25 protein-coding genes are annotated in these 25,959 nt (G+C 52.2%); 15 read left to right on the plus strand and 10 right to left on the minus strand.

Annotated elements, in window-relative coordinates; translation table 11 throughout:
- Nucleotides 1-50: 50 nt before the first annotated feature.
- The 4 genes from rpoD to rpsU form a co-directional block, all read right to left on the minus strand.
- Complete coding sequence (gene rpoD, locus AC0KH7_RS09465; RefSeq protein WP_472372847.1) at nt 51-1,835, minus strand: RNA polymerase sigma factor RpoD; 1,785 nt, start codon at nt 1,833-1,835, stop codon at nt 51-53.
- A gap of 140 nt (nt 1,836-1,975) precedes the next feature.
- Nucleotides 1,976-3,715: a DNA primase gene (dnaG, locus tag AC0KH7_RS09470; RefSeq protein WP_472372849.1), complete on the minus strand. Its 1,740-nt coding sequence runs from the start codon at nt 3,713-3,715 to the stop codon at nt 1,976-1,978.
- 134 nt (nt 3,716-3,849) lie between these two features.
- The gene (locus AC0KH7_RS09475) at nt 3,850-4,299 is read right to left on the minus strand and encodes a GatB/YqeY domain-containing protein (protein WP_127119317.1); all 450 of its coding nucleotides are present in this window, start codon (nt 4,297-4,299) and stop codon (nt 3,850-3,852) included.
- Nucleotides 4,300-4,322: 23 nt separating this feature from the next.
- Complete coding sequence (gene rpsU / locus AC0KH7_RS09480; protein WP_011371230.1) at nt 4,323-4,538, minus strand: 30S ribosomal protein S21; 216 nt, start codon at nt 4,536-4,538, stop codon at nt 4,323-4,325.
- A 230-nt stretch (nt 4,539-4,768) separates the two neighbouring features.
- Between rpsU and tsaD the strand changes: the two genes are divergently transcribed.
- On the plus strand, nt 4,769-5,836 hold the full coding sequence (gene tsaD / locus AC0KH7_RS09485; protein ID WP_472372852.1) for a tRNA (adenosine(37)-N6)-threonylcarbamoyltransferase complex transferase subunit TsaD: 1,068 nt from the start codon (nt 4,769-4,771) through the stop codon (nt 5,834-5,836).
- Between the two features lie 39 nt (nt 5,837-5,875).
- Here the strand turns inward: tsaD and plsY are convergent, their stop codons facing one another.
- Nucleotides 5,876-6,475 carry a glycerol-3-phosphate 1-O-acyltransferase PlsY gene (gene plsY / locus AC0KH7_RS09490; RefSeq protein WP_127120369.1) on the minus strand — a complete coding sequence of 200 codons (600 nt, stop codon included), beginning with the start codon at nt 6,473-6,475 and terminating at the stop codon, nt 5,876-5,878.
- A 193-nt stretch (nt 6,476-6,668) separates the two neighbouring features.
- Between plsY and folB the strand changes: the two genes are divergently transcribed.
- Complete coding sequence (gene folB / locus AC0KH7_RS09495; RefSeq protein WP_472372854.1) at nt 6,669-7,028, plus strand: dihydroneopterin aldolase; 360 nt, start codon at nt 6,669-6,671, stop codon at nt 7,026-7,028.
- A gap of 58 nt (nt 7,029-7,086) precedes the next feature.
- On the opposite strand, the gene AC0KH7_RS09500 is transcribed toward folB, so the two are convergent.
- Together AC0KH7_RS09500 and AC0KH7_RS09505 are read right to left on the minus strand one after the other, a co-directional pair.
- Complete coding sequence (locus AC0KH7_RS09500) at nt 7,087-7,548, minus strand: FliG C-terminal domain-containing protein (RefSeq protein WP_127119314.1); 462 nt, start codon at nt 7,546-7,548, stop codon at nt 7,087-7,089.
- Between the two features lie 8 nt (nt 7,549-7,556).
- A complete protein-coding gene (locus AC0KH7_RS09505) occupies nt 7,557-8,021 on the minus strand; it encodes a FliG C-terminal domain-containing protein (protein ID WP_472372856.1) in 465 nt (154 codons plus the stop codon).
- Nucleotides 8,022-8,203: 182 nt separating this feature from the next.
- On the opposite strand from AC0KH7_RS09505, the gene AC0KH7_RS09510 reads away from it, so the two are divergent.
- The 3 genes from AC0KH7_RS09510 (at nt 8,204) to AC0KH7_RS09520 (ending at nt 11,814) form a co-directional block, all read left to right on the plus strand.
- Nucleotides 8,204-9,388, plus strand: a complete 1,185-nt coding sequence (locus tag AC0KH7_RS09510) for a class I SAM-dependent methyltransferase (protein ID WP_472372858.1) — start codon at nt 8,204-8,206, stop codon at nt 9,386-9,388.
- A 41-nt stretch (nt 9,389-9,429) separates the two neighbouring features.
- Entirely contained in the window at nt 9,430-10,239 is an 810-nt protein-coding gene (locus AC0KH7_RS09515; RefSeq protein WP_472372860.1) for an undecaprenyl-diphosphate phosphatase, read from the plus strand.
- 87 nt (nt 10,240-10,326) lie between these two features.
- Complete coding sequence (locus AC0KH7_RS09520) at nt 10,327-11,814, plus strand: NAD(P)H-hydrate dehydratase (protein WP_472372862.1); 1,488 nt, start codon at nt 10,327-10,329, stop codon at nt 11,812-11,814.
- Nucleotides 11,815-11,842: 28 nt separating this feature from the next.
- On the opposite strand, the gene AC0KH7_RS09525 is transcribed toward AC0KH7_RS09520, so the two are convergent.
- The 3 genes from AC0KH7_RS09525 to AC0KH7_RS09535 all read right to left on the minus strand — a co-directional run bounded on the left by AC0KH7_RS09525 (nt 11,843) and on the right by AC0KH7_RS09535 (nt 15,620).
- Nucleotides 11,843-12,961 (minus strand): 5-(carboxyamino)imidazole ribonucleotide synthase, encoded by a 1,119-nt coding sequence (locus AC0KH7_RS09525; protein WP_472372864.1) that lies wholly within the window; start codon nt 12,959-12,961, stop codon nt 11,843-11,845.
- Between the two features lie 161 nt (nt 12,962-13,122).
- Nucleotides 13,123-13,635, minus strand: a complete 513-nt coding sequence (gene purE / locus AC0KH7_RS09530) for a 5-(carboxyamino)imidazole ribonucleotide mutase (RefSeq protein ID WP_472372866.1) — start codon at nt 13,633-13,635, stop codon at nt 13,123-13,125.
- 185 nt (nt 13,636-13,820) lie between these two features.
- Nucleotides 13,821-15,620, minus strand: coding sequence for an EAL domain-containing protein (locus AC0KH7_RS09535; RefSeq protein WP_472372867.1), 1,800 nt, complete (start codon nt 15,618-15,620; stop codon nt 13,821-13,823).
- Nucleotides 15,621-16,021: 401 nt separating this feature from the next.
- Here AC0KH7_RS09535 and metK point away from each other — a divergent pair, with 401 nt between their 5' ends.
- The 10 genes from metK (at nt 16,022) to AC0KH7_RS09585 (ending at nt 25,952) form a co-directional block, all read left to right on the plus strand.
- Nucleotides 16,022-17,179, plus strand: a complete 1,158-nt coding sequence (metK, locus tag AC0KH7_RS09540) for a methionine adenosyltransferase (RefSeq protein ID WP_472372869.1) — start codon at nt 16,022-16,024, stop codon at nt 17,177-17,179.
- Nucleotides 17,180-17,241: 62 nt separating this feature from the next.
- Nucleotides 17,242-18,099 (plus strand): methylenetetrahydrofolate reductase [NAD(P)H], encoded by an 858-nt coding sequence (gene metF / locus AC0KH7_RS09545; protein ID WP_472372871.1) that lies wholly within the window; start codon nt 17,242-17,244, stop codon nt 18,097-18,099.
- A gap of 13 nt (nt 18,100-18,112) precedes the next feature.
- Entirely contained in the window at nt 18,113-18,868 is a 756-nt protein-coding gene (locus AC0KH7_RS09550) for a 16S rRNA (uracil(1498)-N(3))-methyltransferase (protein WP_472372873.1), read from the plus strand.
- Between the two features lie 232 nt (nt 18,869-19,100).
- Nucleotides 19,101-20,417 (plus strand): glutamate--cysteine ligase, encoded by a 1,317-nt coding sequence (gene gshA / locus AC0KH7_RS09555; RefSeq protein ID WP_472372875.1) that lies wholly within the window; start codon nt 19,101-19,103, stop codon nt 20,415-20,417.
- Nucleotides 20,414-21,385, plus strand: a complete 972-nt coding sequence (gene gshB, locus AC0KH7_RS09560; protein WP_472372877.1) for a glutathione synthase — start codon at nt 20,414-20,416, stop codon at nt 21,383-21,385. Before gshA ends, gshB begins: the two co-directional genes overlap by 4 nt.
- 156 nt (nt 21,386-21,541) lie before the next feature.
- The gene (locus AC0KH7_RS09565; protein ID WP_472372879.1) at nt 21,542-22,585 is read left to right on the plus strand and encodes an FAD:protein FMN transferase; all 1,044 of its coding nucleotides are present in this window, start codon (nt 21,542-21,544) and stop codon (nt 22,583-22,585) included.
- Nucleotides 22,586-22,644: 59 nt separating this feature from the next.
- Nucleotides 22,645-23,217, plus strand: a complete 573-nt coding sequence (locus AC0KH7_RS09570) for a YqgE/AlgH family protein (RefSeq protein WP_472372881.1) — start codon at nt 22,645-22,647, stop codon at nt 23,215-23,217.
- The gene (ruvX, locus tag AC0KH7_RS09575; RefSeq protein ID WP_472372883.1) at nt 23,210-23,653 is read left to right on the plus strand and encodes a Holliday junction resolvase RuvX; all 444 of its coding nucleotides are present in this window, start codon (nt 23,210-23,212) and stop codon (nt 23,651-23,653) included. The genes AC0KH7_RS09570 and ruvX overlap by 8 nt, the downstream gene beginning before the upstream one ends.
- On the plus strand, nt 23,650-24,669 hold the full coding sequence (locus tag AC0KH7_RS09580) for an aspartate carbamoyltransferase catalytic subunit (protein WP_472372885.1): 1,020 nt from the start codon (nt 23,650-23,652) through the stop codon (nt 24,667-24,669). Before ruvX ends, AC0KH7_RS09580 begins: the two co-directional genes overlap by 4 nt.
- Nucleotides 24,666-25,952, plus strand: coding sequence for a dihydroorotase (locus AC0KH7_RS09585; protein WP_472372887.1), 1,287 nt, complete (start codon nt 24,666-24,668; stop codon nt 25,950-25,952). Before AC0KH7_RS09580 ends, AC0KH7_RS09585 begins: the two co-directional genes overlap by 4 nt.
- Nucleotides 25,953-25,959: the final 7 nt, after the last annotated feature.

Raw genomic sequence — 25,959 nt, forward strand, 5'->3', positions numbered from 1 at the left:
TCATTACCGGCAAGCCGATAATGTTTTCGGTATTTTTGGACGACTTGAAATCAGTCCAAAAAGCTTTTCAAACGCTCGGCACGGCTTGGATGACGCAGCTTGCGCAAGGCTTTGGCTTCGATTTGACGGATACGCTCACGCGTTACGTCAAACTGTTTACCCACCTCTTCCAACGTGTGGTCGGTATTCATGCCCAAACCGAAACGCATGCGCAGCACTTTGGCTTCGCGCGGCGTTAGAGTGCTGAGCATTTCGCGCACGGTTTCGCCCATGCCTTCCAAGTCGGCGGAATCCTGAGGTGACAGGATATTGGAATCTTCGATAAAGTCACCCAATGAAGAATCTTCATCGTCACCAACCGGCGTTTCCATGGAAATCGGTTCTTTGGCGATTTTCATCACTTTGCGAACCTTGTCTTCCGGCATTTCCATTTCTTCCGCCAGTTCTTCCGGCGTCGGTTCACGCCCCATTTTTTGCAACAACTGACGCTGAATACGGTTCAGCTTGTTGATGGTTTCAATCATGTGCACCGGAATACGGATGGTACGCGCCTGGTCGGCAATGGAACGCGTGATCGCCTGACGAATCCACCAGGTGGCGTAAGTGGAGAATTTATAACCACGACGGTATTCGAACTTTTCCACCGCTTTCATCAAACCGATATTGCCTTCCTGAATCAGGTCCAGGAACTGCAGTCCACGGTTGGTGTACTTTTTGGCGATGGAAATAACCAGACGCAAGTTCGCTTCGATCATTTCACGCTTGGCGACACGCGCCTGACTTTCCGCTTTACTTAAATCTTTATAAATGGATTTAAACTCGCTGATGGGCATTTTTTCCGATTTTTCGATCATCGCCAAACGCTTTTGCGCACGCTTCACTTCGGAACGCACCGCTTCCAACGCATCGGCTTTATCCGAATGGACTTCTTTCAAGCGGTCGACCAATTCGTAATCGGTTTCGGAACCGACAAATTCTTTCAAAAAGTTTTTACGCGGCACGCCCGCTTGACGCATTGCGGCATTGACCACATTACGTTCTTGCTCACGAATGCCGGCAATTTTCATTTTGATGGTTTTGATGGTGCGATTCACAAACACCGGCGACAGTTTCACCGAAGCCAACAGCTCCACAACCTTAGCACGTTGCTTAACCGCTTTCGGATCGGAATAACCTTTTTCGGCTTCAATCTTGAGTGTTTGCGTATTTAATTTCTCCAGGTTTTTCAAGAACTCATCCAGCTCTTCCTGGTTGATACCGTCTTCTTTCGGTTCTGTGGAATCGTTGTCCGGCGACAATTCTTCAATCGGAATATCGACCAGGTCTGACGGACGCACAAATCCTTGAATCAAGTCGGCGGTTTTACCTTCGCCTTCTTCAATTCGCGCGAAGGATTTCAGCAAATCGCTGGCCACCATTGGGTATTTCGCCATGGCTTGCAACATATCACGAATGCCGTACTCAATACGTTTGGCAATTTCCACTTCGCCTTGTCGGGTCAACAGTTCAACCGAGCCCATTTCACGCATGTACATACGCACCGGATCAGTGGTACGGCCAAACTCGGCATCCACTTCCGCCAAAGCTAAAATCGCCGCTTCGGCCGCGGCATCATCAAAGGTTTCACCCTCTTTGGTCAACAATTCGTCGGCGTCCGGCGCCGATTCAAACAACTGAATCCCAAAATCCCTTAGAATCGTCAGAACTTGTCCAAGCTGATCTTCCTCGATATCGTCCGGCAGAACATCGTTCACGTCGGAAAACGTCAAGTAACCTAGATCCTTGGCTCTTTCAATCAAGTCGATTAACTGCTGCTTTCTTTCTACTCTTGTCATCTTTGCCTCAATTTTAGATTCTAAGGAAGGAACCGAACCCTCCAAAAAATAGAACAGAATATTATACTAGATTTTCAATAAGATTTTGAATTTTCATCAAAATCAAACTTGGAAACAGACTGAATTAAATCGCGCGAATCTTAATCGTTTTTGCCCATTAACTTTTCCGTCAGGGCCTTTTTTTCGCGTTCTTTCTGCAGTTCGGTTCCGATTCTCAGCACAATAGCTTTAAATTCATTTTCAATAAATGTATCGTCGTTTTGTATCTCTATACCATTGACTTGTTTCAGCACACGCTCTCTTGGTGCCTCTCCCAACCAAGCGGTAACGGCTTCCGGCACATAATTATTGGCTTGCAATACCTGTACCAATTGTGCCAAAAAGCGGTATTCGGCATTATCGGAACGTTTTAAGTCGGCAATTAAAGCCTCCGAGAAGACCCCGCCCCACGAAGGCCGAGCCAACAGCAGGCGAATCAATTTCAACACCACGCTGGTCGCTTTTAAACTCACCGGTTTTTCGGATCGTTTCGCTGACGTCTTCGCCGTCGACGAGACCCGAATGCCCATTACCTGCCCCAGACGCCACACCGGCATTTCCACGTAATCCGACAGAATCTTGGTTAACAAATCCGGCATCGCATCCGGCGCGGATGTTATGTAAGGTTTGGCCAGGGCAATTAATTGCTGCTGCCCTTCTGCACTCGTCAATGGCAATCCCAGGCGCCCAATTAACCCCTTAAACAAAAAGTCGGACAAGGTCATGGATTGCTTGACCCGTGCGTTGAAGCCATCCACACCTTCTTTACGAACAGTGGAATCCGGGTCTTCGCCCTGATCCAAAAACAAAAACCGCACCGAACGAGTGCCGACCATATTTGGCAAGGCCAGTTCCAAGGCTTTCCAGGCGGCTTTTTTGCCAGCCTCATCCCCGTCGAAACAGAACACCACTTCGTTCACTTGACGGAACAGAATATCTAAATGCTCCGCCGTAATCGCGGTGCCCAAGGTGGCGACGGCATTACGAATGCCAAACTGCGCCAACGCCACCACATCCATATAGCCTTCCACAACGAGAATATGGTCGGGATTTTCGCGCGACTGGCGCATTTCGTACAGACCATAAAGTGTGTATGTCTTATGAAATATGGGCGTTTCCGGCGAATTCAAGTACTTGGGTTGATCTTCCGGGGTGAGTACGCGCCCGCCAAACGCCACAACCCGCCCCCGGCCGTCCCGAATCGGGAACATAATGCGGTGGCGAAAACGATCGTAGGTCTTACCATCGTCTTTTTGCACCAACATGCCGGTTTCCACCAACTGCTTTTTCAATGCATTGTCGGCTTTGAGACCAGACACCAAACTATCCCATCCCGGCGGCGCAAACCCAATGACAAAGGTTTTGGCGATATCGGATGTCAGGCCACGTTGCTTGAGGTACTGCTTGGCTTCTTCGGAAGCCGGGTGGTTTTTGAGTTGCTGGCGGTAGAATTTGGTGACCGAATGCATGACATCGTATAAATCACGCGTGGCCTGTTGCTGTTTGGCTTCTTTCGGTGAAAGCTTTTCACGCGGCACTTCCATACCGTTCATGGCCGCCAGAGTCTCCACAGCTTCGACAAACGTCAAACCGTCATATTCCGTCAGGAACTTGATGGCATCCCCGCTGGCGCCACAACCAAAACAGTGATAAAACTGCTTCTGCGGATTGACATTAAAAGACGGCGTTTTTTCGTCGTGGAACGGACAACAGGCTTTATAGGTGCTACCGGCCTTTTTCAATGGCACGCGCTGATTGATGACTTGCACAATATCGGCGCGCGCCAGCAAATCTTCGATAAAAGAACGCGGGATACTGCCCTTAGGCGATTTTCCAGCCACTTAACGTCGCTCCTTCATTTGATCTGAACACAGCTTATCCACAGAAAAATACACACCCCTTAAACGCAAAAAACCCGCCAGTGCTCACACCTGCGGGTTTATACGATTGTAACCAATTTTTGAACTAAAAGCGCTTAGCCGAGTTTCGACTTAATCAACTTGCTCACTTCGGCCATATCGGCGCGGCCTTGCATTTTCGGCTTTAACAGCCCCATGACTTTGCCCATGTCCTGCATGGAGCTGGCAGACACTTCCGCAATCGCTTCATCAATCATTTGAGCGATTTCCGCTTCCGTCAAAGCTTGTGGCAAGAAGTCCTGGATGATCGTCATCTCAAAGGCTTCCTGTTCAGCCAACTCCGGTCGATCCGCATCCAAATATTGTTGGTGCGAATCCCGTCTTTGCTTCAACATTTTATCTAAAATCGGCAATACTTCGGCATCGTCTTCAAGTGTGGTTTGTTTATCCACTTCAACTTGTTTGATGGCCGCCAGCATGGAACGGATTACCGCCAGGCGCTCTTTTTCCTTCGCCTTCATGGCTTCCTTCATCGAGGAAGTCAGTGTCGCTTTTAATTCTGACATCAATTCAATCCTGAAACCGATGCTTAGTACATACGAGTCGTACGACGGTTTTCACGCGACAAACGCTTAGCCAGACGTTTAACAGCCGCGGCTTTCATGCGCTTTCTAGCCCAAGTAGGCTTTTCATAAAACTCACGCTTACGAGACTCGGTCAATACACCGGCTTTTTCGCAAGCACGTTTGAAACGACGTAGGGCTACGTCAAATGGTTCGGTATCTCTTACTTTTACGCTTGGCATAATCTACTCTTTACTTTTAAATTCGTTTAACGATTTTCAATAGGGAAAACCAGGAAAACGCGAATTATAAAATTAACCTTCTAATTTTGCAAACAAAACTTCGGACATTTCCGGTGTTTTTGTTAAAATTCCGAGTCTTTCAAACAACAAAAGCGCTGCCGGAATGGAATTCATGGAATATCCCCCAACGGCCACCGCTTAATAAAACCAATTCACAACCACCATTGATTATGCAAACAACCGACACCAACACGCCGTCTTTGACACTGGGCATTGAGACTTCTTGCGACGAAACGGGCATTGCCCTCTACCATTCCGAAAAAGGCTTGTTGGCGCATTCCCTGTACAGCCAGGTCAAATTGCATGCCGAATACGGCGGTGTGGTGCCGGAACTGGCCTCGCGCGACCATGTTCGTAAAATCCTTCCGCTGGTACGTGAAACATTGGACAAAGCCCAGATCCAACCGTCAGACATCACCGGCATTGCTTACACACGCGGTCCCGGGTTAATGGGCGCACTGCTCTCCGGCGCAGCGGTCGCGCGCAGTCTGGCCTTTGCCTGGCAGCTTCCCGCCGTTGGCGTCCACCATATGGAAGGCCATTTGCTCGCCCCCATGCTGGAAGACACCCAGCCCGAATTCCCGTTTATTTGTTTATTAGTCTCCGGCGGCCACAGCATGATTATCCGTGTGGACGGCATCGGACGCTATCGCCTATTGGGCGACACCCTTGACGACGCCGCCGGTGAAGCCTTCGACAAAACCGCCAAAATGCTCGGGCTGGGCTATCCGGGCGGCCCGGAAGTCTCGAAACGCGCCTTGCAGGGTGTTTCGGACCGCTACAAATTCCCACGTCCGATGGTGGACCGTCCCGGCCTGGACATGAGCTTCAGTGGTTTAAAAACCTACACATTGAACACTTGGTTAAAAGCAAAAAACGAAAACGATGCCACCGAACAAACGCAAGCCGACATTTGCCGAGCCTTCGAAATGGCGGTGGCCGACACTTTGCGCATTAAATGCAAACGCGCTTTGGAACAGGAAGGCTTGAACCGTTTGGTGGTGTCGGGCGGCGTCAGCGCCAACCGTGAAATTCGCGAACAACTCAGCGCTCTGATGGACAAACGCCACGGCGAAGTCTTTTTCCCGCGTTTAGAATTCTGCACCGACAACGGGGCCATGATCGCTTACGCTGGGTCAAAACGTTTGGCGGCCGGTCAAGCGGACGATTTAAACTTTGCCTGCCAACCGCGCTGGGACCTGGAATCCCTCGCGCCCATCGACAACGTAGCCGACTGAACCAAACACCAACTTAAAGCCCCCATCAAACGCCCAAACTTAATCCGGTTTGGGCGTTTTTTTAATCAAATCTTCTTCGCCTTTCAGCAGGCGCTGGATATTACTGCGGTGGCGCCAGAACAGAATCAACGTCATCAAGGTCGTCAACCCGACCCAACTCATTTCGCCATCCGACAGAAAATAAATATACAAAGGCGCCAAAGCCGTGGCGACCAACGCCGACAAGGAGGAAATTTTCAACACCTTGGCCACGAACAGCCAAGTCCCCGCCACGGCAATGCCGATTGGAAAGGACAAACCGAACATCACCCCCAACATGGTGGCGACCCCTTTGCCACCACGAAAGCCGAAAAACACCGGATACAAATGCCCGAGAAAACTCGCGACACCGATCAAAATCACCAAAAGCGGAGACCAACCGGCATAATTTGCCAACGCGACGGGCACAAAACCTTTCAGAATATCCCCCAACAAGGTCACCGCCGCCGGCTTAGAGCCGTACAACCGCTTAACATTGGTCGCCCCCGGGTTCCCGGAACCGTCCTGACGGGGGTCGCCCAAGCCCATCAGCCGACAAACGATTATCGCCGAAGAAATCGACCCCAGACCATAAGCCGCCAAAATCGCCAACCATTGCATTGTTGTAAAATCCACTCTAAAGAATCCTTTTAATATTTGTCTTGATCTCGGTTAATCGAGACATTCGTCCATGATTTGGAAGCGCTATTTTAACGAAATATGCGATAATTTCGAATAGAATTCATGGTTCTCCCCGGCAAGACGAACCAAATGATTGACCAGTGATTGACCAGAACGGCATAAGAAGGGATTTATGACACAGGACACTATCTTCGTACAAGGCTTAAAAACCCAAGCCATCATCGGCGTGTACGATTGGGAAAAACAATTCAGGCAACCTCTGATTTTCGATTTGGCACTCAGCACCGATTTGCGTGCGGCGGCGAATTCCGACCGGCTGGCGGACACCGTTAATTACAAAGCCATTAGCGATGAAATCATCGAACTGGTCGCCGCCAGCCGTTTTGAATTGATTGAATCTCTGGCAGAAGCCATCTGCCAACACATTTTTGAACACCATGCTGGCGTGTCGGCCATCGAACTGACATTGCACAAACCCAATGCCGTTATCGAGGCCGACTCAGTGGGGCTGAAAATCCGACGTCAACGCTGAAGCCTAACCCAAAAACGCCCAGGCCTGGGCGTTTTTCACAATCACACCCAACCGGTTATCAACCTTGTCCCATCAGCGCTTTCTGCTCTTGAGCCGCTTGGCGAATTTTCGGCACCGCCTGCTCCATATACAAGGACGCCTGATGCACGGTAATTTTGTTTAAGTCGTGATAATCCTGCTGGAATTGCTGACCATTCTGGCGCGATAAATTGCGAATCACTTTATGAAACAAGCGCTCGCCATCGGCCAGGCGCACCATGGTCACCAGTTGTTCAGGCGTCACTTCCGTCGCCAACTTCTGTAATACGCGGTCATCCATCGACACCAACTTACTTGCCAACGCACGATAAGCATTCAATTTTTTATTCAAACCCTCCATGTCGTCGGAGGCTTGGCCGCCAAGACGTTCATCGACCAGTTTGTGCAACAATTCCAGTGACTCCAACGGCAATTCAAAAAACACCGGTCCCATTTCCAGTATGTATTGACCGTCGTGATCTCGTTTGGCGGTAATATCCATGCGTCTTCCTAAATGTACTGCGTATTTTTATCAAAAAACTCAATTTTGCCCTGACATTCCAATTCAAACATCTTTTCGACCACCCGTTTGATGGCGGCTTTGGCCTCGTCATTATTGGGCGGTACCGGGTTGGCCATATCCGCTTTCAATTGTTTGGCAAGAATGCCGCCGACATTCCGCAGCACCGCCTCGTTCAATTCCTCGTCCTGAGCGACCACCATCAATTTCAATAAATCCTGGTTATCGACACCTCGCACCAGCCGCTGTACACCGGCATCGTCCAACTCTCGGATACGGCACCCCAGTTTAATATAACTTGTCAGGGTCGAGTGGGTTTGGCCGTGCTCCAACGCCACCAAGTGCTCCAAGATGATGTTCAGCAATTCCACCGAAAAACGGTCAAGCCGAATCGACGCATAACCGATATGCACCAACCACTCGTTTTCATGGACTTTTTTAATCCCTAACTTCATGTCTGCTCAAGCCTCATGCACTATAAATTCTGACTGAATAATGACTAAGCAAAAAGACGGCCAAATCCCAATCCAATCTCAACGGATACTATACTATAATAGGGCAGTTCGATTAATCCCCAGTGAGATTCTGCGGAATTTAATTGACTTGCCCTGTAAATTTAAATATCGAATGGCCTCGCATGAAACCGAATCACCAGCTTCCAACCCCGCCCCCCGAAAACCAAGAACGCAGCGACGCCCTGGCCCAGAAAATCCGCCAAACGCTCAAACGCCACGGTTCTTTATCGTTCGCCCACTTCATGCAGATGGCGCTCTATACACCCGGCCTGGGCTATTATTCCAGCGGCTTACCTAAAATCGGCGCGCAAGGCGACTTCATCACCGCGCCGGAAATTTCACCGATTTTTTCGCGCTGTCTAGCTCGCCAAGCCGCACAGGTTCTGGCATCATTGGAACAACCTAACGTCATCGAATTCGGCGCCGGAAAAGGCACCATGGCCAAAGATATGCTGCTGGAATTAGACGCTTTGCAACAACCGGTCGAACACTACTTTATCGTCGAACTCAGTGCCGATTTGCGCGCCCGGCAAGAAACCACTCTGAAAACCTTACCGGAAGCTCTGTTCGAAAAAGTCGTCTGGCTGGATCAGCTACCCAACAAGCCCATGGAAGGCGTTGTCATCGCCAACGAAGTGCTGGATGCCATGCCGGTTGAAAAATTACGTTTAGAGGCCGAACAGAGCCTGCGCGGCTACGTCGCCTACAACGAAAGCAAACAACGCTTTGAATGGGAATATCACCCGGTGGCTGATTCAACCTTGCAAAAAGCGGCCAACGGCATTCTCAACCAGATCGGCCACCCACCGTCACAAGGCTATGAAACTGAAATCAACCTCAACATTCAACCTTGGCTGCAATCCATTTCTGACTTTCTGAGCCACGGCGCTTTACTGCTGGTGGATTACGGCTACACGCGACGTGAGTACTACCAGCCGGCCCGCCGCATGGGCACCTTACGATGCCATTATCAGCACCGCGCCCACAGCGACCCTTTCTTTTACCCAGGCCTGCAAGACATCACCGCCCACGTCGATTTCACCGCCGTGGCGGAATCCGCTTTCGACGCCGGTTTCAAAGTGGCCGGTTTCACGACCCAAGCGCATTTTTTAATGGGCAGCGGCTTACTGGAAATGTCGGGCGACCCGGAAATGGACATTACCGAATCGTTGAAAATCGCCCAGCAAATCAAAACCCTGACCCTGCCGGATGAAATGGGCGAAAGCTTCAAAGTCATCGCCCTCACCAAAGGGTGCGACCTGTCGTTGATGGGCTTTAAGCTCCGCGACTTAAGACACCAACTCTAACCGACAAAGCCCCAAACAAACCATTCATACAAGGACGCGGCATGGAACAAACACTGGACTGGATTCAAATCACTTTTCTCGCCATCATTCAGGGCCTGACCGAGTTTCTGCCGATTTCCAGCTCCGGGCATTTGATCCTCATCCCCCAGTTGTTCGGCTGGCAAGACCAAGGTTTGGCGTTCGACGTCGCGGTCCACATCGGCACCCTGTCCGCCGTATTGCTGTATTTTCGCCAGGACGTCTGGCTCATGACCCGCGACTGGAGCGCCTCGTTAGTCACCCGTCAACCCACCAGCAATAGTCGTCTGGCCTGGTGGGTGATTTTCGCCACCTTACCGGCCGTCATTTTCGGATTCATCATCAACAACGGTTTGGAAGAAGCGCTACGCGACCCGCTGATTATCGCCGCAACCACCATCGGGTTCGGCGCCCTGCTCTGGTGGTCGGACGTCAAAGGTAAACGCATTCGCGACGAACACAGTTTAAGTTTCAAAGACATCCTCATCATCGGGTTTGCACAGGCCTTGGCGCTGATTCCCGGCACCTCGCGCTCCGGCATCACCATTACCGCCGCGCTGATGGTCGGGTTGACGCGTGAAGCAGCGGCCCGTTTCTCCTTTCTGCTATCGATTCCGATTATCCTCGGCGCAGGTCTATTGAAACTAAAAGACCTTCTTGACAGTACCCACCCCGTACAGTGGGATGCCATGATCGGCGGTGTCATTTTGTCCGGCCTGACGGCTTACGCCGTGATTGCACTCTTTCTGAAATGGATTAATTCCATCGGCATGGCGCCTTTTGCTTGGTATCGTTTTATTCTCGGCGCAATACTCATCGCCCTGTTTATTTAAAAAGTACCCAGCGTATAATGAACAAAATGACGACGCGTAAACCGCGATCGTCTTTTCCGCCACGCTTCCAAACTCAGCAGGTGCCGAATGCCGACCATTGATTTTTACACTGCGGCCCAAAGCCGTGCCATCGACCACTACGCCATCGAAACCCAAAAACTCCCAGGCCTGCTGCTGATGAAGCGTGCCGCCTATTTCGCCTACCAGACATTGAAAGAAACCCAACCGAACGCCGAAAAAATTCTCCTGCTTTGCGGCAGTGGCAATAACGGCGGCGACGGCTGGGTGCTGGCGCAATACGCCCTGCTGGAAGGACGTCAGGTCACAGCGGTACTGTTAGGGGATGAAGCGAAGATTCGCGGCAATGCCCTCGCGGCGTTACAGGAACTCAAAGCGCTCGGCTTGTCGCCCACTCCCTTTGACAGCAACCGGTTACAGGATGCCGATATCATCGTGGACGCGGTTTTCGGTACCGGCTTGAATCAGCCGGTTTCCGGCAACTTCGCCGAGATATTCCAACAGGTGAACGACTCCCACAAACCAGTGCTGGCCATCGATATTCCCAGTGGCCTACACGCCGACACCGGCCACATTCTCGGCACCGCCATCCGCGCGTCGCACACCTGCACCTTCATCACCCAGAAACCTGGGTTATACACCCATATGGGCCCAGAAACCGCCGGCAAGATTCATTTCAGCCCGTTGTTCCTGAGCCGTGACAGCTACCAAGAGCAAACGCCCATCGCGCACAACCACTCTTTGAAAGACTGGCTGGCGAAACGGCCGCCGGTCACCGCTTCCAGCCACAAAGGCCGCCAAGGCACCGTATTATTAGCGGGCGGCAATCACCACATGATGGGTGCCATCCAACTGGCCGGTTTGGCCAGCTTGACCAGCGGTGCAGGCCTGGTGAAAATTGTCACGCAACCGGAACATCTGGTCGCGCTCACCCAGGCGCAACCGGAATTGATGACCTATTTACCAAACGATTTAACCGATCTTCTGCCGCAAACCAGCGCCATCGGATTGGGCCCCGGCCTCGGTCAGGACGACTGGGCGCAGGCCTTATTCCAATGTATTCTGGACGCTGAATCATCCCAATCCATTCCCAAAGTCATGGATGCCGATGCACTGAACCTACTGGCCAAGCAGCCGCAAACACAACCTAACTGGGTGCTGACACCACATCCGGGCGAAGCTGCCCGCTTGCTCGGCACCGATACTGCAGACATCCAGCGAGACCGTTTCAAAGCAGTGATGGCATTGCAAAAACGTTACGGCGGCGTGGTGGTGTTAAAAGGCAACGGCACTTTGGTGTATGACGGGAAACGTATGGAGCTGTGCACCGCGGGCAATGCCGGTATGGCAGTCGGCGGCATGGGCGATGTATTGACCGGTGCCATCGCCAGCTTTCTGGCACAAGGCATGGATTTGTTTAAAGCGGCGTGTTTAGGGGTATCACTGCACGCCCACAGCGGAGACGTGCTAGCGAATCAAACCAGCCAAGCCGGCGTAATTCCATCCGACTTGGCACTGACCATGAGTCAACTACTCAGTTATACCCAGTCACCATAAAATCGTCCGAGGCGAATCGCACCCCTGCTTAAGATTCGCTCTTATCTGCCTCAGGCAGAAATGCGCTCAACTGTTTGATTTGTTCGTACAGCGCATCTTCCGAATCGGCGACTAGATTGATGTGCCCCAGCTTGCGCCCCGCTCTTTCGGCTTTATCGTATAAATGCAGGAAAGCATTCGGCATTTTCAAAACCTCCGCCACCGGGCCGGTTTCGCCGATGATGTTAATCATCGCCGCCACCGGTTGACGCGGCGACGTATCGCCCAACGGCAGTCCGGTGATGGCCCGCACATGGTTTTCGAACTGGCTGGTCAAAGCACCTTCAATGGTCCAATGGCCGGAATTATGCACACGCGGCGCCATTTCATTCGCGACTAACCCATCAACCGTTTCGAATAACTCCAACGTCAGCACGCCAACATGATCCAGCTTGTCCAGCAAGGCCTTCATATACGCTTCGGCCTGCGTTTGGACGGTCTCGGAAATTTGCCGAGCCGGCGCAATGGTGTAACGCAAAATGCCCTCATGATGAACGTTCTGCACCAACGGATAGTAAACGTGCTCGTTATCGGCATTGCGCACCGCGACAATCGACAATTCGCGACTGAAATCGATGAATCCTTCCAGAATCAATTCCCGCCCGCCGATGGCTTTCCAGGCCTGGTCGATTTGCGACTTTTCCTTGAGGACGAACTGCCCTTTGCCATCATACCCTTCGGTGGTGGTTTTCAGAATGGCCGGCAACCCGATTTCTTCCACCGCCTGAGTCAGGTTTTCCAATGAATCCACCACTTGGTAAGGTGCGCACGGAATGCCCAACTCGTCGAACAGGCCTTTTTCACGACCACGATGTTGGGAGTAATACAACGACTTTTCGCCCGGATACACCGGAATGCTACGAGCGATTTCACGCACCATTTCCACCGAGGTATTTTCGCTTTCGTAGGTCATCACATCGGAAAACTTGACCAGGTCTTTCAAGGACTCAACTTCATCGGTGTACATCTGCCCCAGCAAAGCGGAAGGTTCATCATGACTGGTGCCCAGAAAACCGAACTTCTGCCCCAGTGGATAACCGGCAATCGCCAGCATACGGCCCAATTGGCCAGCCCCCAAAACACCGATTTTCTTTGTGATAGGCGTCATATCGTTCCTCGAATTCCGTTATTGCTATTGGTTGTTGCGTTCATCCGACCGATGGTCATGCATGCATTGAGTGCCTTTTCCAGCCGAACAACCGGAAAAGGACAAGACAGGTATTTTACGTGAAAACCCGTGAACTGGGTAGGGAATCTACCCGGGAAAATTCAGTCGCGCGGATCCGGGTTATCCAGCACGAACTGGGTTTGCGCTTCGCGGAAAGCGTGCACCGCTTCTCGCACAGCTGACAGATGGGTGCCAACGATTTGCGACGCCAGAATACCGGCGTTCTTGGCGCCGGCGTCTCCGATGGCCAAAGTGCCAACCGGAATGCCGCCCGGCATCTGTACGATGGACAACAGCGAATCTTCACCGCTCAAGGCACGCGACTGAACCGGCACACCCAATACTGGCACGATGGTCTTGGCCGCCACCATACCCGGCAGATGCGCCGCACCACCTGCGCCGGCAATGATGACTTGCAAGCCACGCGCTTCGGCGGTTTGGGCGTATTCAAACATCAAATCCGGCGTCCGGTGGGCGGACACCACCTTCACTTCGTAAGGCACACCGAACTGCTCCAGCATCTCCACGGCATGTTTCATGGTGGGCCAGTCCGATTTGGACCCCATAATGACACCGACCAACGGTGTTTGATTTTCAGTTTTCACGGTCGACATAATTTCGTACCTGTTTTGAAAAAAGCGGCTAATTTTACAGGAACCTGACCACTTTGCAAGCAAAAAAGACTCAAGCGACAAAATCCAAGTCTTTGTTATGACTGACTTTTTAGAATCAATAAAACCGCCAGGCCTGGCCAAAACCCGAAAACATCACAGCATTCACGACGTCAATCTTATTCGGTTCAGGCGCGCATCAAGCCCACTTGACGGGAATCCACCACATAATAGGTATTGCCCCCTTGGGACTTGGCGCCTTTTTTGGCGCGCGTGGCGTAAGACGACAATTTTTGAGTATGATCGAAGACCCCGGGATACACCAACAGCACCCCCAGCGATAACGACATCATTGGAAAGAAGACTTTTTCGCCGGCGCGATTTTCGGCATAAATGCCGCCGCGAAGACGATCGTCCTGTGTATAAAAATTCAAACTGGCGGATTGAAAGCCTTTCAAAATGCGTTGGCACACCATTTCATACTGCATCTCCGGCATCACCACTACAAAATCGTCCCCGCCGACATGGCCGATAAACGCCTCCTGAACGCCAACGGATTCTTTCAACACCCGCGCCACCGCACTGATGACCTGGTCCCCTTCTTCGAAACTGTAATAGTCGTTGTAAGGTTTAAAATTATCGACATCGACATAAATCACCACAAACGGTGATTGACGGTCAAGGTACTGTTGAATCATGGTTTGAATCGGCACATTGCCCGGCAAACCGGACAACGGATTGGCATATTGCGCACTGCGGATTTTCAAATCGGTGATGACGCGCAGCAATTCCATAAAAGAGCCGCACCCTTTAAAACGCCCTTGTTCCGTTAATACGAAAGTGCCCTTGTCGTAAGAGCCGTTTTCCGTGATTTCCCGGCTCGCCTCCACCAGGGGCGTGTTAATATCAAACACCAACGGCGACCGGTCCATCAACTTAGCGATATTTTTACGCCCATGCAGATCGCGACCAAACTTACTGGCCAACAACTCGGTCAACTCTCGCCGCCACACCATGCCATGCACCTGCCCTTTCTCGACAATCGGCACATAATCTACCCCCGGGCGTTGTAGCAGCTCATCGGTCATTTGTTCAATCGTCGTTCCCAAGGGCATGGTAAAGGCCTCACGACATAGCAACTTCACCGTTTCCTTGGGATTAGTGACATCTCTGACGGCTTCATTCCATTTATAATCCAAGGTCAAGGCCGTGGACGGCGACGGGCGTTTCAGCAAATACCCCTGCACAAAATCCACGCCCAGTTTTTCCAAAACCTGCAATTCGGCTTCGGTTTCAACCCCTTCTGCAATGATTTTGGTGCCCATGCTTTTCGCCAGCGTCAAAATGGTTTCCATAAACCGATATTTATCGGCTTTTTTGTCAATGTCGGCAATGAAGTGTTTGTCGATTTTGACAAAATCCGGTTTGACCTCCGACCAAAGCTTCAAACCATTGTACCCCGACCCCAAATCATCAATGGCGACCTTGAACCCCATTTTACGGTAATGTTGAATCGCGTTCAGAAACAGACCACTGTCTTCCACCGGCTGCAACTCGGTGATTTCAATCACCACCTGATGAATATTCAAACCGTAATAATTCAAGCAATCCAACGTCAAACCGGAACGGTGGTCGACATTCATCAACGAGCTGACCGAAACGTTCAAAAACAACTTCACTTGATTTTGGTGCAGCGCGGCCGATTTCATAAAGTTTTTAATCGACACCCGACGCGCCATCAAATCCATCTCCAGTAAGCAGCCGTGATCCGATGCCAACTGAAATAAATGCGACGGGGAATACAGCGGGGAATTGTCCGGGCCACGCGTCAAAGCTTCGAATGCAAGCACCGAACGCGTCTTCAAACCCACAATCGGCTGAAAATGGGTCTGAATTCGCTGGTGATCGAAAATATCTTTCAACTCCCGTCCCAATGGCGAATGTTGTAAACCGGAACACTTTTCATCCGGCAAAATCACTCTTTCCACGACTCACTCCGTTTAAATCTCTGGTCTCAGGCAACCGTGCCCAAAGACCCAATTTTCACCGGATAGTAACAAAATGCCAACGGCCCCAATATGACAGTTTGATGATATTCCCGCCCTTTACCGTTTGCTGCCTACCGCGATATGAAAACCCAACACGCTACGGCTTTAATGTTCAGGAATCGCGGATATTTCCCCAAAAAAACCAAGTCTAAATGCTCCAAAATTCGATAAAAAACTTGCATCTACCGCGCAATTTAACGAAAATTGCGTCTAGCGCCGATTTGACTCATCAGCTTGCGGGCGCCTAAATAAGTACGGCTAAAGCGAGGAGACGTTTCATCCCTTCCCGCCTGATATTCCGTATCTCAACTTTGCAACATTAAACTTGAGGACAGTTATCCATGACCACCACTGTATTTACGTCTGAATCCGTTTCCGAAGGCCACCCAGACAAAATCGCCGATCAAATTTCAGACGCCATGCTCGACGCCATCCTAAAACAGGACCCGAAAGCGCGCGTCGCCTGCGAAACCTTTGTTAAAACCGGCATGGTCATGCTGGGCGGAGAAATCACCACTGAAGCCTGGGTCGACCAGGAAGACTTGGTCCGTCAAGTCGTCAACGACATCGGCTACAACCACGGTGATTTAGGTTTTGACGGCAGCACCTGTGCTGTTTTAAGCTCCATTGGCAAACAATCACCGGAAATCGCGCAAGGCGTCGACGAATACGACGACCACGAACAAGGCGCGGGCGACCAAGGCTTAATGTTCGGCTACGCCTCCAACGAAACCGATGTATTGATGCCGGCCCCCATTTTCTACGCCCACCGTTTAATGGAAAAGCAAGCCGATTGCCGCAAATCCGGTCAATTGGACTGGCTTAGACCCGACGCCAAAAGCCAAGTGACTTTACGCTATGAAAACGGCCAGCCGGTCGCCATTGATGCGGTGGTGCTGTCCACACAGCATTCGCCGGACATTGACAACAACCACCTGCACGAAGCGGTGATGGAAGAAATCATCAAACCGGTTTTACCCGCCGAATGGCTGCATGCCGACACGCAATATCATATCAATCCGACTGGACGTTTCGTCATCGGCGGGCCGGTCGGCGATGCCGGCTTAACCGGTCGTAAAATCATTGTCGACACCTACGGCGGCATGGCACGCCACGGCGGCGGCGCTTTCTCCGGAAAAGATCCATCCAAGGTCGATCGCTCCGCCGCTTATGCCGGACGCTATGTGGCGAAAAACATCGTCGCCGCCGGTTTGGCCGATAAATGTGAAATTCAAGTCTCCTACGCCATCGGCGTCGCGGAACCGACCTCCATCAGCATCGACACCTTCGGCACCGAACGCATTTCGGTCAGTCGCATTGAACAGCTGGTCCGCGAGCATTTCGACCTGCGTCCGAAAGGTCTGATCGCCATGCTTGACTTGTATCGTCCTATCTATCGCCAAACGGCGTCTTATGGTCATTTCGGCCGTGAACTACCGGACTTTACTTGGGAAAAGACCGACAAAGCCGACGCCTTGAAAGCCGACGCCGGACTGTAAGTGTCCCATTCCGTTAACGCCGTTTAAAGCGGCGTTAGCCCAGAAAAGCGCAAGGAAAACACATGCAATCACAACAACAATACGACCAAAAAATCAGTTTGGAATTTTTCCCGCCACGCACCGAAAAAGGCATGGAAAAACTGAAAACCGTCATTCAGGAACTCACGCCGACTCAACCGGAATATATGTCCGTCACCTACGGCGCTGGCGGCACAACCCAAAGCCGCACCATCGATACGGTGCGTTACATTCAAACCGAAACCGACAACGACGCGGCCCCACACCTGACCTGCGTTGGCGCGTCCGAAGAAAGCGTTCTGGAGCTGCTCGACACTTACGAAGCCATGGGCATCAAGCGCATTGTCGCGCTGCGCGGCGACTTGCCATCCGGCATGATGGATCCGGGCGAGTTCAAATACGCCAGTGATCTCATCGCCTTTATCCGACGCGAGCGCGGCGACACCTTCAAGCTGGAAGTCGCCGCCTACCCGGAAACCCACCCCCAGGCACGTAACTGCAATATCGGCATTAAATGGTTCAAACACAAAGTGGAACAAGGGGCCGACTCCGCCATCACTCAATATTTCTACAACGTCGACAGCTATTTGTACTTCATCGACAACTGCGAGCGTGCCGGCATCGACTTACCGATTGTGCCGGGCATTATGCCGATCACCAACTATGAAAACCTGGTGCGCTTTTCCGAAGGCTGCGGGGCCGAAGTACCGCGCTGGCTGAAATGCCGTCTGGAAAGCTTTGAAGACGATCAGGAAAGTTTGTTGGCATTCGGTGAAGACGTGGTCACAGAGCTGTCGCAACGCCTGCTGGACGCCGGCGCACCCGGTCTGCATTTTTACAGTATGAACCAATCCAAACCGGTGTTGAATATCGTTAACCAACTAACGTTTAAAGACCGCTGATTTCGGGCGCATCATGAGAATTCCGCGTTTCTATCTGCCCGCCGACCTGACCGCCGGGCAAACCCTATCGTTAGACAAGGATCAAGCGCATTACGCCATGACGGTGCTGCGTTTGAAACATGACCGTCCGGTCGAAGTCTTTGACGGACGTGGTACCTGTGCCCAAGCCACGCTGATGCACACCAGCCGCCGCACCGCCGATGTGGTGATCGAAAGCACGGCGTCACCGGTGACCGAGTCTCCGCTGGAAACCATTTTATTGCAGGGAATTTCCAAGGGCGACCGCATGGATTACAGCATTCAGAAAGCGGTGGAACTTGGCGCAACCCGCATTCAACCGCTGTTTACCGAGCGGTGTGATGTGAAACTCAGTGGTGACAAGCTGGACAAAAAACGCCGCCAATGGCAAGACATCGCCATCAACGCCTGCGAGCAATCCAACCGCAATGTGGTGCCGGAGATTGCCCAACCTGAAACCTACCAGGCCTGGCTAAAAACAGCGGAGTCTCCGGTTGGATTGGTTCTCAGCCCCACGGCACACCACTCATTGGCCACGCTCGATGCCCATTTAGCGGAATCCCCCATTCATTTGTTGATCGGGCCGGAAGGCGGCTTGACCGACAATGAAGTCGAACAAGCCACGGCCGCCGGTTTGACCGCGATCCAACTGGGCCCGCGCATTTTGCGCACCGAAACCGCGGCACCAGTGATTCTGGCCGCTTTGCAAACGCTGTGGGGTGACTTTACATCCCATGTCCTCTCCCAATAACGCAACGCTCATCTGCAAACCGGAAACGATTTTGTATAATGAGAGCTTTGCATGAGTGAGATGCGAGAGAAAAATGAGGAAAAAACTGACTGATCAAGGCGTAAAACGCAGCTAATAGCTCGCTATTGGCAAGTTTTACAACGACAATCAGGCGGTTTTTAACCATTTTTATCCGTGTAATCATCTCGTACAAAGCTCTCATAACCTTTACTGTCTAACATTCGAGAACACTATGCCATTATCAACCCATGAAGTCCCCCACCTGCAAACCGCCCTCACCGGCCCGCTTCTGGAGCTGGAAGAACATTTGCTCAATCATCAGGCGGACATCGAATGCTGGTTCCGAAAACAATTCAAAGAAACCCCGGCACCCTTCTATGCATCGGTGGATTTGCGCAACGCCGGTTATAAACTGGCGCCGGTTGATACCAACCTCTTCCCAGCCGGTTTCAATAACTTGCATCCGGACTTGCGCCCTTTGGCGATTCAAGCCGCACAAAGCGCTGTCACCCAGGCCTGCCCGATTGCCGACGGCGTCTTGCTGATTCCGGAAAACCATACCCGAAACCAGTTTTATCTTGAGAACCTCGCGGTCTTACAGGAAATCTTGATTGCGGCCGGTTACGAAGTACACATCGGCAGCCTGAACCCGGAAATCACCGAACGCACGGAAATCGAACTGCCATCCGGCAAAACCCTGGTGCTCCGTCCATTGGTTAAACAGGACGACCGCGTCGGGGTCGACGACTTCTTCCCATGCGCGGTACTGTTAAACAACGACTTGTCCAGCGGCCGCCCGGCGATTCTGGAAAACATTGATCAAACCCTGCTACCGCCGCTGGATCTTGGCTGGGCCGATCGTTACAAAACCGAACACTTCGACCACTATAAAAACGTCTCCAACGAGTTTTCCAAAATGGTCGACATCGACCCTTGGCTGATTAACCCCATGTCGCTGCAATGTGGCCCGGTGGACTTTAAGGAACGTCAAGGGTTGGAGTGTTTGGCCGGTGCGGTCAATACCGTTTTGCAGGAAACCCAACGCTATTACGACCAGCACGACATCGCCTGCAAGCCGTTTGCCATCGTCAAATCCGACAGCGGTACCTACGGCATGGCCATTATGTCAGTGGATACGCCCGACGATATTCTGAGCCTGAACCGCAAGCAACGTAACAAAATGTCTTCCGCCAAAGAAGGCTTGGTTGCCAAACAAATGCTGGTTCAGGAAGGCGTTTACACCCACGAAACCATCAGTGACGCCGTGGCGGAACCGGTGGTGTACATGATTCATAACCAAGTGGTCGGCGGCTTTTACCGAGTGCACACCGGCAAAACCGCCACAGACAACCTGAATTCGCCGGGCATGCACTTCGAATCCTTGTCATTCGAAACCGCTTGCGTCATGCCGGACCAAACCCAGGAGCCGGACGCCAGCCCGAACCGTTTCTATGCTTATGGCGTAGTGGCGCGTTTGGCGCTACTGGCCGCCGCACGTGAAATTGCCGACGCCAAACGTGAAGCCGACAACGTCAAGGCGGCCTCATGAGTTTATTGAACGTCGGCATTGTGATGGACCCGATTGCGGACATCAAGCCTTATAAAGACAGTTCCTTCGCCATGTTGCTGGAAGCCCAGCGACGCGGTCACCAACTGCATTACATGGAACCGACCGATCTGTTTTTAAAGAATGGTCGACCGTTTGCCGACACCACCGAACTGAAAGTGTGGGACAGAGCCAAAAGCGACACCACCTCGCAATTCTATGGCTTCGGCACCAGCCATGAAACCGAACTGAGTGAACTGGACATTATTCTAATTCGCCAGGACCCGCCGTTCAATAACGACTATCTTTACGCCACCCATATGTTGGAACTGGCGGAAGCACAAGGCGTGCTGGTGGTGAACAAACCGCAATCGCTACGCGATGCCAACGAAAAACTGTTCGCCAGCTGGTTTCCGCAGTGCATCCCGCCCACCTTGGTTTCCGCCGACGCGAACCGTTTAAAACAGTTTATCCAGGATCATCAAGACGTCATCCTAAAACCCTTGGATGCGATGGGTGGCGCGTCGATTTTCCGTGTCACGGCGCAAGACCCGAATATCAACGTCATTATCGAAATCATGACCGAGCATGGGCGTCACCACATTATGGCGCAAATTTACCTGCCGGAAATCAAACAAGGCGACAAACGCATTCTATTGGTGAATGGCAAACCCATGCCGTATGCACTGGCACGCATTCCGGCCGAAGGGGAAACCCGAGGCAACATTGCCGCCGGCGGGCAAGGCCTGGGCGTAGCCTTAACGGAACGGGATGAATGGCTGTGTGAACAGATTGCGCCGACCTTGCGCCGCAAAGGTCTGCACTTTGTGGGATTGGACGTCATCGGCGATTACATCACCGAAATCAACGTCACCAGCCCGACCTGCATTCGGGAACTGGACGAACAATACGGACTGAACATCGCCGGTGAACTTTTCGACCACCTCGAAAGCTTAATGCCACCGGCTTAAAACCGATGACTTAAAAACAGGCATTTTCACAATCACAAATATTGTTAAGCCGCCATTAAGGTGGCCGTTTCCGATAAAGCATCGAGAAAAAGGATCAAATTGGGTGGGTAAATATTCAAATTTTATTTTATTCCGCCCACTGAAAATACATTCCCTATGACACTCAACCACCGCGCACTCAAACATCTTCTCACCGCCTTTCTCACGCTTGGGTGGCTGACCGCTTGTGCACCCGCCCCGCAAACCGTGCAGGAAGTGTTTTACGTGTTCGGCACCGAAGTCCGAGTCGAAATCGTTGATGCCCCGCAAACGAAAGCCGAAAGAGCCATTCAAGGAATCGAGGCCACCTTCCAACAATTCAACCAGGATTGGCATGCCTGGGAAAAAGGCGGTATTCTCGGTAACATCAATCAAGCCATCGCAACCGAGCAACCCATTACCATCGCCGACAGCGTCAAACGTTTCATCCTGAAATCCCAAACATTGGCTGCCGAATCGGATTATCTGTTCGACCCCGGCATCGGCCAACTGATTGAACTCTGGGGGTTTCACTCCGAAGACTGGCACGGCCCTCCGCCCAGCAAGGCGGCCATCCAGGCCTGGTTAAAATCCCGCCCCTCGATTCGCGACATCTACTTCAAAGGCAATACGCTTTACAGCCGCAATCCGAACGTCCGTCTTGACTTCGGCGGCAATGCCAAAGGGCTCGCGCTCGACTTGGCGATTAACAGCTTGTTGGCCGCGGGCATTCAAAACGCCATCGTCAATATCGGCGGCGACATGCGAATCATTGGTTCCAAAAACCCGAAAAGTCACCAGGCCTGGCGCATTGGCATTCAAGACCCAGACCATCCGAACACCGCCTTGGCGCGCCTGCAAATCAACGGCGACGAAAGCATCGTCACCTCAGGCACCTATCAACGCTATTTTGAGTGGAAAGGCAAACGTTACAGCCACATTATCAACCCGAACACCGGCTACCCGGCCGATCACTTCATTTCCGTGACGGTAATACATCCGGATGCGACCACCGCCGATGCCGCCGCCACAGCACTCATGATTGCCGGCCCGTCCGGATGGAAAAAAATTGCCCGCCAAATGGGCATCACCGAAGCGTTTATGGTGGATAAAAACCGTCAAACCTACGCCACACCGACCATAAAAAAGCGGTTGCATCTGATGACGCCGACAGACTCGTAAAAAAAGCGTAAAAACCCGGCAACTAACAAGCAACCTCATTTAGCAAGCTGATATAATTTATGGCTATGGAACAGCTGAACTCACTCGAACATCATTTTCTCATCGCCATGCCGAACCTAGCCGACAGCTGGTTCGACAAAACGCTGGTGTACGTTGTCGAAGACAACGTACACGGTTCGATGGGTTTGGTCGTCAACCTCGAACACGGTCTGACCGTCGAGCAGCTGCTGGAACACTTCGAATTACCCATTGAGCAACCATCGCCACGGCTGGAACAGAACATCATGATGGGCGGCCCTATCGATATGGAACATGGATTCATTCTCCATGAACCGCAAGGCCACTGGCAAAAAAGCCTGCCATTGCGCGACCGACTGGCGATGACCGTTTCGGAGGACTTCCTCAAATCGCTCGCCCAAGGCGATGCCCCGGAAAAACTGGTGGTGTGCCTCGGGTTTGCCGGCTGGGAAAAAGGGCAACTCAACGAGGAAATCCAGGCCAATAACTGGCTCACGATTCCCTATAACGAAGCCCTGCTGTTTGACGTCCCCACCCATAAAAAATGGCAAGTCGCCTTGAATACCCTCGGCATTTCGCCGGAGTCGCTCAGCATGGATGCCGGCCATGACTAAGGCGGTTGATCCCCGAACACTCGACGGAGTCATTTTGGGGTTCGACTTCGGACTGCGTCGCATTGGCGTAGCCGTCGGCCAGACCATTACCCGCACCGCCTCGCCGGAAGCCATTGTCCAAAGCCGTGATGGTCAGCCGGATTGGGAACACATCACTCGCCTGTTCAACGCCTGGCAACCTCAAGCCATCGTAGTGGGCCTCCCCATGCGATTAAACGGTGAAGAACAGGCGCTGACGCAACCCGCTCGCAAGTTTGGCCAGCGCCTGAGCGGCCGTTACCAAACGCCGGTGTTTTACATCGAAGAACAACTGAGTTCCATCGAAGCCGAGCAACGCCGCTCAAAAACAACCTCCCAACCGATTGACGACCATGCGGCCCAAATTATTCTTGAAAACTGGTTAGACGCGCTCACGACGCAGAAGGAAACATCATGAGACTCACGCCCCCCAACCTTCAACTGAACGAACAAGGGAATTTACGCCACTTCCTCACACTGGAAGGCCTCAAACAACACCATTTGACGGAAATTTTGGATGTTGCGGAAAGTTTCATCGACCCAACCACTGGCCAGATCAAAAAGGTTCCGAACCTGCACGGCAAAACCATTATGAATCTGTTTTTTGAACCGAGCACGCGGACTTTAACCACGTTTGAAATCGCGGAAAAACGCTTATCCGCCGACGTCGTCAACCTCAACATCGAAACCTCGTCCACCAAAAAAGGCGAGACACTGCTGGACACACTTTGGAACCTGGAAGCCATGCTGACCGATGTGTTTGTGGTGCGTCACCGTGAAAGCGGCGCAGCCCATTTCATCGCCAAACACGTCGCGCCCCACATCCACGTGGTCAACGCCGGTGACGGCCAGCACGCCCACCCAACCCAAGCCATGCTCGACATGTTCACCATCCGTAAACACAAAGGCGACATTTACGACCTGAAGGTCGCCATTATCGGCGACGTCCAACATTCCCGCGTGGTGCGCTCGCAAATCCAGGCACTCAGCATTTTGGAAGCGCGCGAAATCCGGGTCATCGGCCCGAAAACCTTAATGCCTTCCTACCCGGAAGCGCTTGGGGTACATGTTTACGAGCACATCGAAGAAGGCTTGGACGACGTGGATGTGATTATCAATGTCCGTTTGCAAAATGAACGCATGCAAAGCGCCCTCCTGCCAAGCGGCAAGGAATTCTTTAACCTGTACGGGCTGACCAAAGAACGTTTGGCCTACGCCAAACCCGATGCCATCGTCATGCATCCGGGGCCTGTCAACCGCGGTGTGGAAATCGACTCTGAAGTGGTCGATGGCCACCAGTCGGTCATACTGGAACAGGTCACCTACGGCATTGCCGTGCGAATGGCCGTGATGAGCATCATCATCGAAAACGCTCGCCAATTAAACGAAACCCAATTGAACGAAGCGAAAGTGACAGAGGAGACAGAAGCTTGAGACTGTTAATCGAAAACGCCCGCATCATCGATCCCAGTCAGTCACTTGACCAGGTATCCAATCTGTATATTGCGCGCGGCCGAATCCAGGCCATCGGCGACACCGCACCGGATGGCTTTTCACCGGATCAAACCATCGACGGCACGGGCAAATGGATACTGCCAGGCCTGGTGGATTTGCATGCTCGGCTCGCCGAACCCGGCAGTCGCTACGAGGGCAGTATCGCCTCCGAAACCAAAGCGGCGGTATCCGGCGGTATCACCACCATCTGTTGCCCGCCCGACACCAACCCGGTGAACGACACACAAGCCGTCACCGAGCTGATTCAACGCCGTGCCCGCCAAGCAGCCACCGCGTTTGTCCTGCCGCTGGGTGCCATCACCCAAGGACTGGAAGGCAAAATGCTCAGCAATATGGCTGCGCTTAAAAACGCCGGTTGCATTGCCTTGAGCCAAGCCGCACAACCGGTCCAAAATGCGCTGACGTTAAAAAATGCTATGGCGTATGCGGTCAGCAACGATGTGTTGTTGATGTTACGTTGCGAAAACTCGCAACTGAAAAACAAAGGCGTCGTCCACAGCGGCGTCATCAGCAGTCGCCTCGGCTTGCCGGAAATTCCGGCTTCGGCCGAAACCACGGCGTTAGCCCGCAACCTGATCTTGGCCGAAGAAACCGGCGCGCGCATTCACATTTCGCAAATTTCCACCGCCCGTTCAGTGGAAATGATTGCCGATGCCAAAAAACGCGGCATGCAAGTGACCTGCGACGTGGCGATTCACCAACTGCACTTAACCGAATACGATGTCATGGATTTCGATTCGCTGTTTCATGTATCCCCCCCGCTACGCACCCATGAAGATAAGGCAGCCCTGCGTCTCGGCGTCAAAACCGGCATCATTGACGCCATTGTCAGCGACCACACACCGCTTGACCGCGACGTGAAACTGTTGCCATTCGGCGAAAGTGAACCCGGTATCAGCGGACTGGAAACACTTCTGCCCTTGACAATGAAGCTGGTACAGGAAGGCGTGCTGGATATTCACACCGCGCTGGCCGCTCTAACGCAACGCCCGGCGGATATTCTCGGCATTCAGAACGGCAGTTTGATTGAAGGTCATTATGCCGATTTCAGCCTATACAACCCGGAAACCATCTGGACGCTGAATCGTTCGGAGATGGTCAGCCAAGGCGATAACTCTCCGTTCAGCGGTTGGGAATTCGATGGTCAAATTGAAGCGACTTACTTCCAGGGGCGTCCGGTTTACCGGAACAACCAAGTCTGAGGTTTAA

It is taken from the genome of Hydrogenovibrio sp. (assembly GCF_965140365.1).
Classification (GTDB): Bacteria; Pseudomonadota; Gammaproteobacteria; order Thiomicrospirales; family Thiomicrospiraceae; genus Hydrogenovibrio.